This is a genomic window from Micromonospora sp. 067-2 (genome assembly GCF_046549295.1).
Classification (GTDB): Bacteria; Actinomycetota; Actinomycetes; order Mycobacteriales; family Micromonosporaceae; genus Micromonospora.
Window position 1 is genome coordinate 61488 of the sequence record NZ_JAJPWB010000010.1, and the last position, 12014, is coordinate 73501.

The 12014-nt window shown below is 70.7% G+C and carries 10 protein-coding genes; 5 read left to right on the forward strand and 5 right to left on the reverse strand.

Annotation, left to right across the window (positions count from 1 at the left end; genetic code table 11):
• Position 1 precedes the first annotated feature (1 nt).
• On the reverse strand, positions 2–928 hold the full coding sequence (locus ACLJN9_RS23635) for a phosphatase PAP2 family protein (RefSeq protein WP_410813699.1): 927 nt from the start codon (positions 926–928) through the stop codon (positions 2–4).
• 284 nt (positions 929–1212) lie between these two features.
• Here ACLJN9_RS23635 and ACLJN9_RS23640 point away from each other — a divergent pair, with 284 nt between their 5' ends.
• A complete protein-coding gene (locus tag ACLJN9_RS23640; protein WP_410813700.1) occupies positions 1213–1728 on the forward strand; it encodes a winged helix-turn-helix domain-containing protein in 516 nt (171 codons plus the stop codon).
• Between the two features lie 142 nt (positions 1729–1870).
• On the opposite strand, the gene ACLJN9_RS23645 is transcribed toward ACLJN9_RS23640, so the two are convergent.
• Positions 1871–6244 (reverse strand): S8 family serine peptidase, encoded by a 4374-nt coding sequence (locus ACLJN9_RS23645; protein WP_410813701.1) that lies wholly within the window; start codon positions 6242–6244, stop codon positions 1871–1873.
• A gap of 317 nt (positions 6245–6561) precedes the next feature.
• Here ACLJN9_RS23645 and ACLJN9_RS23650 point away from each other — a divergent pair, with 317 nt between their 5' ends.
• The gene (locus tag ACLJN9_RS23650; protein ID WP_410813702.1) at positions 6562–7095 is read left to right on the forward strand and encodes a winged helix-turn-helix domain-containing protein; all 534 of its coding nucleotides are present in this window, start codon (positions 6562–6564) and stop codon (positions 7093–7095) included.
• A 39-nt stretch (positions 7096–7134) separates the two neighbouring features.
• On the opposite strand, the gene ACLJN9_RS23655 is transcribed toward ACLJN9_RS23650, so the two are convergent.
• A complete protein-coding gene (locus ACLJN9_RS23655) occupies positions 7135–8031 on the reverse strand; it encodes an AurF N-oxygenase family protein (protein WP_410813703.1) in 897 nt (298 codons plus the stop codon).
• A gap of 48 nt (positions 8032–8079) precedes the next feature.
• Here ACLJN9_RS23655 and ACLJN9_RS23660 point away from each other — a divergent pair, with 48 nt between their 5' ends.
• From ACLJN9_RS23660 to ACLJN9_RS23670, 3 genes are read left to right on the forward strand one after another with little or no spacing between them, the layout of a single operon-like run.
• Positions 8080–8808 carry a TetR family transcriptional regulator gene (locus tag ACLJN9_RS23660; protein WP_410813704.1) on the forward strand — a complete coding sequence of 243 codons (729 nt, stop codon included), beginning with the start codon at positions 8080–8082 and terminating at the stop codon, positions 8806–8808.
• Positions 8805–9086: a DUF4873 domain-containing protein gene (locus tag ACLJN9_RS23665; protein WP_410813705.1), complete on the forward strand. Its 282-nt coding sequence runs from the start codon at positions 8805–8807 to the stop codon at positions 9084–9086. The genes ACLJN9_RS23660 and ACLJN9_RS23665 overlap by 4 nt, the downstream gene beginning before the upstream one ends.
• Entirely contained in the window at positions 9086–9955 is an 870-nt protein-coding gene (locus ACLJN9_RS23670) for an SDR family oxidoreductase (RefSeq protein ID WP_410813706.1), read from the forward strand. Before ACLJN9_RS23665 ends, ACLJN9_RS23670 begins: the two co-directional genes overlap by 1 nt.
• A 39-nt stretch (positions 9956–9994) precedes the next feature.
• Here the strand turns inward: ACLJN9_RS23670 and nrfD are convergent, their stop codons facing one another.
• On the reverse strand, positions 9995–10972 hold the full coding sequence (gene nrfD / locus ACLJN9_RS23675) for an NrfD/PsrC family molybdoenzyme membrane anchor subunit (protein ID WP_410813707.1): 978 nt from the start codon (positions 10970–10972) through the stop codon (positions 9995–9997).
• A complete protein-coding gene (locus ACLJN9_RS23680) occupies positions 10969–12012 on the reverse strand; it encodes a 4Fe-4S dicluster domain-containing protein (RefSeq protein ID WP_410813708.1) in 1044 nt (347 codons plus the stop codon). The genes nrfD and ACLJN9_RS23680 overlap by 4 nt, the downstream gene beginning before the upstream one ends.
• Positions 12013–12014 lie beyond the last annotated feature (2 nt).

Sequence of the window (12014 nt, forward strand, 5' to 3'; positions counted from 1 at the left end):
ATCATGAATTAGATTCGCTTTTTGTCGATGTCCGGGGTTCCTGTCTCCGGAGCGGGCCCACGAAATCCGCCGACCGCACCAGGAAGACGACCGACACCACCGACAGCATCGTCAACCCGGCCGCCGCCACCACGGCGACGAGCGTGCCCCGCTGCACGGATGCCACCAGACCCGGCCCGACCACCAGAAGCGCCCAGACCAGGACGACCAGCCCGACCACTCCCTCGGTCAGCCTGCGCCAGACGGTGCCGCTGTCGGCAACGGTGCCGTCGATCCGATCGGAGTCCCGACGCCAACCTCCGAGCCCGGCGGCGGCGAGGCAGAACAGCACCACACCCACGAGGACACCACCGAGCGCGTCGCTGAACCGGTGCCAGCCGGCGATCATGGTGGCGGCGGCGATCACCGAGACAGCCATGCCGCCCGGCACCGCCAGCCATCGTCGACCCCAGCGGGGCAGGACCAGCATGAACGCCAGCAGCAGGGCCGTCGCCACCGCGACATGACCGCTGGGAAAGCTGTTGTGGGTGGTTGAACTCTCGATCGGAAACTCCGGACGGGAAAGCGCCGACTTCATCGCCCCGGCCACCACGACCGCGGACAGCACCATGCCGACGCCCACCACCCCCGCCAGCAGCCGCCGGTTCAGCAGACCCACCAGCACCACCGCGCCGAGTAGGACGGCCAGGAGCACGGGGCTGCCGAAGACGGCCAGCACGGTCTTGGACGGACCCACCAGGTCGGTCTGCTGCTCGTACCCTCCGCCCCGCTCGGCGCGCGGCAGGAGCAGGCCGTCCAGCCACTGGCCGGGGTAGGTCCGTACGAACACGGCGCAGGTGAGGCCCAGGGCGAGCAGATGACCCAGGGCCGCACCGAGCAGAACCCGGCCGAGGGGGGCGGTCGCGCGCGGGTGTGGCAGCGAGGACATGCCGACCATGCTCGGCTCGCCAGATCCGGGCACCGTCCGCGGACTGTCTTCGTTCTGTCACAACTTCCGCTGGACCCACCGAGCGGATTCCCGGCGAAAACGACGAAGCCGACTCGGGCGGCGTACGCAGCGTGAACGGTCATTCATCTGCTCACCTGCAACGATGTTTTACCCTGCCGGCACGAAGTCAGCACTAGGGTCAGGACACTGATCGGTCGATGTCTCGGCCGACACTGCGAAGAAACCATCCGGAGTGATGTGGGGAACCGGAAGGGGTTGGGGACATGCAGGGGATTCCGGTCGCCTCCTTGGTCATCGGCATCGCGTCCTCGCCGGCGCAACGCCGGCAACTGGCGCGGCTGCTCGGCGGGAGCGACGCCTTCCTGATCGTCTCGAGTGTCGAGCAGGCACGGGAGTTCCTCGGGGTGGTCGAGATGCCTCCCGTCGTTCCGGCGACGCCCGACGCCCCGGCGGTGATCGTCGAGGCGGCGCAGGGCGAGCACCCGCCTCCGCCACCGGACCTGGCCGTCGATTCCGACCGCAGGGTGCTGCGGTGGCGCGACCAGGAGATCGACCTGACCCGGCTGGAACACGACGTCCTGCTCTGCCTGGTCGACGCGCCCGGGCAGGTCTGGACCTACGAGCGCCTGCACCTCGAGGTCTGGGGCAACAGGCATCTCGGTCGGGGCTCCGACATGCACTCCGTCATCCGCCGGGTACGCCGCAAACTTGCCCGGTTGAACGCGGCGGCGACGATCCACGCTGTGCGCGGCGTCGGTTTCCGGCTCGCCTCCGTCTGACCGCCGACGCCGGCCCGGCAGGCACCGCGGCCGCAGCGTCCCCCGGGATCGTGTCGCGCCGGCCCAGCGCCGGCGAAACCGAGCCGGCCCGCCTGGTCAGGTGACCAGACGGGCCGGATCTGTTCGTGTTACCGCTGCGACGTCAGCACCGGACGGGAGACAACGTGAAGTCCTCCACGGTCGGCGTGGTGGCGTTGATCCTCGTCTGACGGGTCTGCGGCTTCCAGCCGTCCTTGGCGACGATCAGGGTGAGTGGGTTGTTCCGACGGTCCACCCAGTAGGCGTACTTGCCCTGGGCGTCGGTCGTGAAGGTCCACGACATCGCCCACGAGTCGACCTGGACCAGCGCGCCGGTGATCGGCGAGGTGGCGCCCTGGCAGCTGGTCCCGGTCACCGTGCCCAGCAGCTTGCCCCAGGTCTTCGGAGGCGTCGCGGTCATGGTCACCGCCACCGGCGCCACCGTGTACGGGGTGTTCTCCTTGATCCCGATCGAGCCGAAGTAGGTGCCCGGCTGGTCGACGTTCGCCGTCAACCCGACGGTGACCGTGACCTTCTGACCCGGCGCGAGGGTGACGGCCGACTTGTCGATCGTCAACCAGCTGACATCGGCGGCCGCCTCGGCGCAGCCCTCGAACCCGGGCAGCACCTCGCTGTCCGGCGCGGCGTTGAAGCTGCCGGACGAACCACCGATCTTGTAGAAGCCGCAGGCCGCGCCTCCGCGGTACCGCGCGGTGTTGGCGTTCGGCAGGTTGGACCACGAGCTGGTGGCCGGGTCGTAGGCGAAGCCGGCGTTGCTGATGGCCCCACCCTGGGAACCACCGACGACGAGCAGCTTGCCGCTGGCGACCGCGAACGAGCTGGCCCAGTTGTCGACCGGCGCGTCGGCGATGGCGGTCCAGGTGTTGGCGCCCGGGTCGAAGGCGTAGCTGACCTTCTGCGCGGCGGCGCCGTCGTTGCCGCCGGTGCAGTAGACCGTGCCGTCGATCCCCCCGCAGGAGGCGAAGGCCACCGACTTCGGGTAGTTGGCGAGCGTCTCCCAGGCGTTGCTGGCCGGGTCGTACCGGACCACGCTGTTCGACATCGGCGTACAGGCGGCCGTGGTGCAGCCACCGACGGCGTACAGCTTGCCGTCGACGACCGCCTGCGCGGCCGCCGCTCGCGGTGCCGGGTTGGCGGCCAGCGTCGTCCAGGTGTTGGCTGCCGGGTCGTACGACCAGGTGGCGGCGTCGGGGCCGCTGGCCCCCCAGCCGCCGGTCGCGATTATCTTCCCGTCCACGACGCCCACCGTCAGGGCGTTGCGGGCGCCGGGAAGATCGGCGATCGCCGTCCAGGTCTGCGCCACCGTGTCGTAGGCGTAGTTCTTCGCGGTGGAGGCGGTCCCGTCACCGCCGCCGATCGAGTAGACCTTGCCGTTCAGGCTCACCACCCGGTTGTCCATGATGTTGGTCGGGTAGTCGGTGATGTCCGTCCACGGTGCGGCCTGCGGGCCGGCCGCCGCGGGGGTCGCCGACGCCGCCTTGCCGGACGCCCTGGCGGCGAACGACGTCGCAACGGTGAGCCGCTGCTCCGGTGCGCCGGTGGCCCCGAGCACCTGCTGCCTGCTCACCCGGGAGCCGTCCGCCCGGAGGATCTCGAACCCGTTGTCGCGCTCACTGAACTCGACCTCGACCGGCGCGCCGCCGGTGTTGGTCACCGTGAACGTCCTGGTGGCCTTGCCGTTGGGCATCTGGACCGTCGCGCTCAGCTGGGTCGGGGTCACCGACAGCCGGCCGGCCGCGAGTTGGAAGTTGGCGGTGGTCGCCCAGTCCGCCTGGACGTCGACCTGCTTGGTCTGGCTGACGTAGTTGCCGGCCTTCGCGGTGAACGGGTGCGTGTCGGTCAGCGACGAGAACAGCCAGTAGAAGCCGTCCGGCAGACCCGGGTCGTCCGGGGTCGCCACGGTGACGGCCTTCTCGGCGGGCCGGTCGTCGCTGGTGACGGTCGCCCCGTTGACGTAGCTGTTGTCGTTCTTGTCGCGGACGTTGCCGACGACCAGGCCGCCGTCGACCGGCACGCAGGTGACCTGGCTGCCGATCAGGACGTTGTCGACCTCCCACCACCAGTCGTACGAGCCCTCGTAGAAGTGGAACCGGACCTGGACCTGCGCCTTGCCGGCGGCCTGCGGGATCGGGATCTCGGTGACCTTCGGCCCCCGGACGTCCGTCTCCTGCCGGAGCACGTTCTCCCAGGTGGCGCCCCCGTCGATGCTGAGGTCGACGTCGGCGGTGTCCTCGGACAACTGGTTGAAGTCCTGGTTGAACCGGATGACCGGGGCGGTGACGGCGGTCAGGTTGACCACCGGGCTGACCAGCGAGGTGTCCTGTTGCCCACCCGCACCGTAGTCGTCGCTGTCGATCACCGCGAAGTTGCCGCTGCCGCCGGTCAGGTTGCCACGGCTGCCGTCGTCGGTGAACTTCCAGACCTGGCCGCTGCCCTTGTTGTCCACCACGGACCAACCGGCCGGCACGGTGGTGCCGTCGAAGGTCTCGTACTCTCCGTCGGAACCGGTCGTGTATCCGGGAGCCGTCGTGCAGGTGGTGGTGTTGACCGGCACCGCGACGTTGGCGGTGACGTTGCCCGAGCCGACCACGACCTCCTTGGTCACGATCTCGTAGCCCGGGTACTGCGACTCGTACCTCAGGGTGTACGTCTGGCCGGCCGGCAGCTTGATGCTGTAACGGCCGTTGGCCGGTGTGGTGTAGTCGTAGACGCCCGGGACACCCTGCACGGTCACCTTCGCGTACAGCGGCCAGCCGTGGCCGGAGCCGTCGGTGACCGATCCGGTGACGTTGACGCTCGGCACCGCCGCCAGTGCCACGTTGAGCGTCGTGGTCGCGCCGTCGGTGACCGTCGCCGGCTTCGTCGTGCTGGCGTAGCCGAACGCCGCCACGGCGACCTGGTAGTCACCGGTCGGAAGCGTGGTCGAGAATTTGCCGTCGGGCCCGGTGGTCACCTCGCGTGTGGTCGGGCCGGTGAGGGTCAGGGTCGCACCGGCGATCGGGGCGCCGGTGGCCGCGTCGGTGACCGTGCCGGCGAGGGTGCCGGTGTCGCCGGTCGGAGCGGCGTTGAGCAGCGCGAGGGCGTCCAGTCGGCCTTCGCCGTAGACGTTGTTGTCCGCCGGGGTGCCACCGCACTGGTCGTCGGCCTTGTCGACGGCGGCACCGTTGAGCAGCGCGCGGGTCGCGTTGACGTCACCGACCAGCGACGGGGCCGCCGAGTAGAGCAGAGCGATCGCACCCGCCAGGTGCGGCGCTGCCATCGAGGTGCCGCTGTAGCTGGCGTAGGCGTTGCCCGGAACACTCGACCGGACGTTCACACCGGGTGCCGAGATGTTTGGCTTGATCTCGCCGTTCTGCCCGGCACCCCGGGCGGAGAAGCCGGCGATGGTGTTGTTGATGTCGTACGCGCCGGCCGAGTAGTTGCTGACCAGGCTGCCCGGCGAGCCACTGGTCTGACAGGCTGGCCCGCTGTTGCCGTTGGACCACACCCCGAAGATTCCCGACGCCGTCCAGGCCAGCGTCACATCTTCCATGAAGGGCTCGTTGGACGGATTGATGGTGCCCCACGAGTTGTTGATGATGTTCGGCCGCTTGCTGGCGTCCGGGTTCTGGCCGTTGAGGTCCAACGGCTCCAGCATCCACTGACCGGAGGTGACCAGAGCCGCGTCGCTGGGGCAGCAGCCGTTCGCCGCGATCCACTTGACCCCGGGCGCGACACCGATCTGGTTCGCGCCGTCGGAGCCGGCCATGGTGCCCATCGTGTGCGTACCGTGGCCGTCGCCGTCACACGGCGCGGTGGGGCAGGTCCCGGCGGCGTCGAACCAGTTGTAGTTGTGGTCGAACGTGCCGTTGCCGTTGTTGCCGCGGTAGGAGTTGACCAACGCCGGGTGGTCGAACTGCACGCCGGAGTCGATGCTCGCGACGGTGACGCCCTCACCGGTGACGCCGTACTGGGACCAGACGTCGTCGGCGTTGATGTTCGCGATGCCCCACTCCAGGGCGTTCGCCGTCTTCTCGTCGGTGCCCTTGGTCAGCTCGGGGATCTTGTAGGCGACCGGGGCGTAGAGGCCCTCGACCTCCGGGTGGCCCGCGAACTTCTGGGCCATCGCCAGGGAGCCACTGCTCACCTTGATGGCGTTGGTCGCCCAGAAGGTCTGGTATTTCGCACCCGAGCCGTCGAGTTCGGCCCGGATCTTGCCCTGGCTCTCGGCGGCGGTCTTGCGCAGGGTGTCCGCGACGGCCGCGCCACGCTTGGTCCAGTCCTTGATGGCACTGGCCTTGCTCAGGTCCGCCCGGGCCCCGAACCGGATCCAGAAGTCCCCTTCGTTCTTGGCCTGGAACTGCTTCGCGAGCTCCGGTCGGATCTTCTCGCCCGCCGGGGCGCCCGCCCCCATCCCGCCGCCCGGCGCGGCCTGCGCGGCCGAGCCGACACTGGCCAGGCATGTCGCGGCGAGGATCATCGCCGCGCCGGCGCTCACCAGTGATCTGGCTGTGCGCCGCCATTGTGGACGTCTGAACATCGGTGCTGCCTCCCTCAGAACGACCCAGGATCAAGTGGGCCATGCAAGGGTTCAGGAGGCTCGCCGGAGCGAACCCCCTTCCATGCCCCCCCATGCACCGCGCGGGTCACGCCGGTTGCCCGAATGGACAATATGATCGAGAAGAAAGGACGATCAAGAACTTGCCGTGAGCAACTTGTCGCTAACGGTTGTCAGGCTGGGCGGCTTGCCTGCCAATCATTGTCAATGCGGTGACAAGATGAGGGCAGGGACGCCCTTCGATCCCGGGCGGTGCTGTGGCCGAGGACGACGAAGCGACGCTGGACGGGGCTGATCCGGCCGAGGAGCCGTTCCCGCTCCTGATCGCCGTGACCCCGTCGCCGACCGAGCGCATCCGGCTCGCGGAGCGCCTCGACGGCATCGCGCCGCTGCTGCTGGTGGCCGACCTCGATGAGCTGCGCCGGCTGATCGCCGCTCCACGCCAGCTGACCCGGACGCCTGAACGCGCCGCCGCGAACGAGCCCGCCCTGGTCATCGACTCGGCCCGGTCCACCGCCCGTTGTGGCGATCGCGAGGTCGACCTGACCCGGCTGGAGCGCGACCTGCTGACCTGCCTCACCACCCAGCCGCTCCGGGTCTGGAGCTACGCCGAGCTGCACCGGTCGGTCTGGCGGGACGAGGGGCGCGGGGCCAGGGCGGACATCCAGTCCCTGGTGAAGCGCCTGCGGCGCAAACTGCGGGATCTCGGCACCGGTGCCACGATCGAGGCGGTACGGGGTGTCGGGTTACGGCTGACCGATCGGCAGGAGCCACGAATCGGGCGGGCCTGACGGCCTGAGCCCATGAGGCGGGTCGCCCGGCACGATGTGTCAGATCAGCCCAGCGCGCGTCCACAGCAGACGACCCGGCCCGCCCACCAGGCCGACGCCCGCCAGATGGGCATGCACCCGCGCCGCCGACCAGCGCAGGGTGGCCTGCCAGTGCGGGTTGGCGCGGGCGGCGGCCCGGCCGACCGCCGGCGGGATGCCCACCGCCTCGTACACGTCCGGATGGACGAGCCGGTTGGCGATCGTGTGAGCGGCACGGCCCACCAACAGCCGGGCGTACGCCATGCCCAGCGGGCCGGCGGCCGCGACCTGTTCGGCCAACTCCTCGCGGGCGAACCGGACGTGTCGCGCCTCCTCCACCACGTGGATACGCGAGACCATCCGGATGAGCGGCTGCAGTGACTCGTCCGCCATGATCTCGCGCTGGAACGAGTCGAGGATCTCCTCGGCGATGAGGATCGCGGCGTACATCCGGGGGCCACTCGCGGTGGTCTTGAGGAATCGCCCGAGCAGGTGGTCCCTGGTGCTGGCCCGATAGACCGGGCAGCCCAGGGCCTCGATGAGCCGACCGAACATGATGGAGTGCCGGCACTCGTCGGCGACCTCGGTCAGGGCGTACTGGGCCTGGCGACTGGTCGGGTCGGAGTCGTAGTACTCCCGGATCAGCAGCTGCATGAGGATCGTCTCGAACCACACACCGGCGCTGGCCGCGCTGGCCACCTCGTGCTTGGTGAGCTCGACGCGCTGCTCCTCGCCGAGCTGCTCCCACAGCGCGGTGCCGTAGAGGCTGCTGCGGCGCGGTGGAAGCCAGTAGGCGCCGGGGGTGTGCGGGGCGTCCCAGTCGATGTCGATGGTCGGGTCGTAGCTGCTCCGCACTGAGGACGTGAGCAGTCGCTCGGCGACCGCCGCCTGCTCGGATCGCGCCCGTGTCGCCTCCATGACCCCTCCATATTGACGTGACGTCCGGTAACTGTTACGAGTAGTAGCATGCAATCGCCGCTCAACGATGTCAATGGATCGGACTCCCCGGCCCCGCCCCCCGCCGACGGCCGCAAGCCGGGGGGCAACGGCCGGCGGGACCGCTGGGCCGGCCATCGGGAGCAACGGCGACACCAGCTCGTCGAGGCCGCCGTGCAGGCGTTGCTGCGGCACGGGCCGGAGGCCGACATGGACCAGGTGGCCGCCGCCGCGGGCGTCAGCAAGCCGGTCCTCTACCGCTACTTCGCCGACAAGTCGCAGCTCTGGGTCGCGGTCAGCGAGGTGGTGGCGGCCCGGATGGTCGACACCATCGCGCCGGCCATCGAGCAGGTCCGTGAGGAGCGCGACCTGGTCGAGGCGACGATCGACGCGTACCTCGGGGTGATCGAGTCTGAGCCGAGGCTCTACCAGTTCCTCGCGCACCAGTCCGGTGACCCCGGCATCCACCAGGTCGTCGCCGGCACCAGCCGTCAGGTGGCCGCCGGGCTGGCCCGGGTGATCGGCGACCGGCTGCGCTCGTTGGGCCTGGACGCCGGTCCCGCCGAGCCGTGGGCGTACGGCCTGGTGGGCTTCGTGCAGGCGGTCGGTGAGTGGTGGACCACCCACGGCCAGCCGATCAGCCGGGCGGCCCTCACCGACTACCTGACCGCGCTGCTGTGGAGCGGCATCGAGGGGGTACGCGCCAGCGCCGACCTGCCGCGCCAGCTCACCCGCGCCCACGAGCGGATCGTGCCGTGAGCTATCACGGGCCGGCGGTCGTCGAGGGCACCTCGGTCCGGGTGCACCTCGCCGGACGGTGGGAGCCGGTCGACGGCCGCTACCACTGGGGCGGACGCATCGAGCCCGAGCCGCAGGTGGCCCACCTGCTGCGCTCGGGCCGGCGTGACGTGCAGCTGCGGATCGCCGACCGAACCCGGCTCGCCCGACTGGCCGAGATCGACCCGTGGGGCGGCGTACGGATCACCGGCGTGGGCGATCCGCCCTGGCCGTCGGCGAACGAGCCTTCGGAGGAATGATGCGGTTCGACCTGGCGGGCAGGACTCTGTTCATCACCGGCGCGGCCCGTGGCATCGGGGCACAGATGGCCCGTGCGGCCGTCGCCCGCGGGGCGCGGGTAGCCCTGGTGGGCCTGGAAGGCGAGCTGCTCGAGCGGCTCGGCGCCGACCTCGACGCCCACTGGTACGAGTGCGACGTCACCGACCAGGCCGGCCTGGACGCGGCCGTGGCGTCCACGGTGGCGCGCTACGGCGGCATCGACGTGGTCGTGGCCAACGCCGGCATCGCGAGTCTCGGCACCGTCGCCGTGGGGCCGGTCGAGGCGTTGGTGCGTACCGTCGAGGTGAACCTCTGCGGCGCGATCCGCACGGTCAGCGCGACGCTGCCGCAGGTCACCGCCGCGCGCGGCCACGTCCTGGTCGTCTCGTCGGCCGCGGCCTTCACGGCGATGCCGGGCATGGCCGCCTACAGCGCGTCCAAGGCGGGCGTGGAGCAGTTCGCCAACGTGCTACGCCTGGAGACGCGCGCACGCGGTGTCACCGTGGGGACCGCGCACCCGATCTGGACCGACACGGACCTGGTCCGCGACATCCGCGACGACCTGGCGTCGTTCCGCGACACGTTGCGCCGGCTACCGAGGCCGCTGTCCAGTGTCGTGTCCGTCGAGCAGTGCGCCGACGCCCTGCTGCGCGGCGTCGAGGGCCGCAAACGCAAGGTGTACGTGCCACGCTCGCTCGCCGTGGTGCAGGCTCTGCGCCCGGTGATGCTGAGCGGCCTCGCGGACGCGTTGGTCGGTCGACTCGGCGGCCAGGAGATGGTCGGCCAGTTGGAGGACGAGGTGCGCCAGCTCGGGCGTTCCTTCGGCAGGACCTCGGTGGGGAAGCGGTGATGACCGTGCACGCCCGTCGGCGCGGTGACCCGCTTCGGGTCACGGTCGGGCCGCGAGCCGCGCCCGTTGTGGCACGACCGTGTACCTCGGGTCGCGGGCCGACGCCACACCCGCCTCGAAGACACCGAACCGGGTCGCGACCGACGATGCCACGAGGGCCGCGCCGGAGATGGCCGACAGGAGCCGGCTGCGACGGCTGACCAGCGCCGCGGCGGTGCCCACCGCGAGCAGGGCTCGTCCCGCCGTGACCAGGCGGCCGCTGCGGCCGTACCGGTAGGGCTCACCGGTCACGCTCAGCCGCTCCAGCCGCCGGCCGCCGACGACCTCGAGAGCCGCCGCGGCCAGGGCGAGTCGCCGTAGTGGAGCGCTCTGCGCGGCCGGCGCCGCGACCAGTCCGACGCCGCAGGCGGCGGCGAGCGCGCTGCCGGCGAAGATGAACGGCAGCGACGGGTAGGCGTCGTGCCAGGACGGCACGGCCGTGTCGGCGAGCAGAACGCCGGTGTACGTGGCCAGCGCCGGCGCGGTCGCCGCGGCGGCCAGGCCGGCGATGTCGCCGATCGGCGGTGCGATCCGGCGGGCGACGCCGAGCGCGCCGTGCCGTGGAAGCAGCCGTGCGAGTTCGGCGGCCGCGGCCACGCCGGCCAGCGGCCCGAACGCGGTGAGGATCCAGGTGCCGACCGACATCGGCGAGGTCGGCTTGGCGACCCGGAGCATGTGGTGGAACCGGTTCGGCCGTCCGAGGTCGTGGACCAGGAGGTACGCGCTGGCGGCCACTGCGCCGAGCGCCGTCCAGCGTCCCACTCTGCGCAGGCCCGACCGCCCGGTCAGTTGGGCGCCCGCGCCGATCAGCGCACCCCCGGCGGCGAGGCCACCGGTGAACAGGTAGCCGGCGATGTCGTGCTTCCACACCGGCGGCTTGAGAATGGGCCTGCCGTAGTAGGACGTGAAGTCGGCCGGCGGCACCGTGAGCTGCTCACCGCCCCGGCCGGACGTGCGGTGGCGCTGCCCGTCGTTCATGGCCGCCCACCGACGAACGCGGCGACGGTTGCCGCCGCCATGGCCAGCGCCGCGAGGCCGGCGCGTTTCCACATCGCCGGCAGATCCCGGGTGGTCACCACCGGATCCGGCGGCAGACCATACACCTCAGGCTCGTCCAACAACAGGAAGAACGCCCCGTCACCACCCACCCCGTCATGCGGGTCATGCCCATACAACCGCGCCTCGGGCACCCCCCGCCCATGCAACGCCGCCACCCGCGCCGCCGCCCGCTCCCGCAACTCCTCCACCGGCCCATACTGGATCGACTCCGTCGGACACGCCTGCGCACACGCCGGCGTCATCCCCGCACCCAACCGGTCATAACACAACGTGCACTTCCACACCCGACCATCACCACTGCGCTGATCGATCACCCCGTACGGACACGCCGAAACGCAGTAACCACACCCGTTGCAGATGTCCTCCTGCACCACCACCGTGCCGAACTCCGTCCGGAACAACGACCCCGTCGGACACACATCTAGACACGCCGCATGCGTGCAGTGCTTACACACATCCGACATCATCAACCACCGAAAATCACCACGCCCCTGCACACCGGTCCCCCGACCCGGCGGCTGCGCCCCCGGCATCCCGAGGAACTCCGGCCCGGCGGCCATCCGGGCGGCCGCGGAAGGCGACCCGGTCGGCAGACCCGGAAACGTTCCGGTGTCGGTGCTGGTGTGCGCGGCGACCGCTGCCGTGGCCGGGCTGACCGACGGCCCGTCCGGAGTGCCGTGAAACGCCGGGCTCGCCCCACCAACCGGACGGGGTTGCTCGACGAACGCGACGTGCCGCCACGAGTTCGCGGTCAGCGCGCCCGTGTTGTCGTACGACATACCCAGCAGGTCCAGGCCGGAGCCGGGGACCCCGTTCCACTCCTTGCAGGCCACCTCGCAGGCCTTGCAGCCGATGCAGACGCTCGTGTCGGTGAAGAAGCCCATCCGGGGAGGGGCATCGACATAGCCGGCGTCGGATGCCGGGTCGAGCGGGCCGGACAGGCTGTTGGCGTGGGGCATCG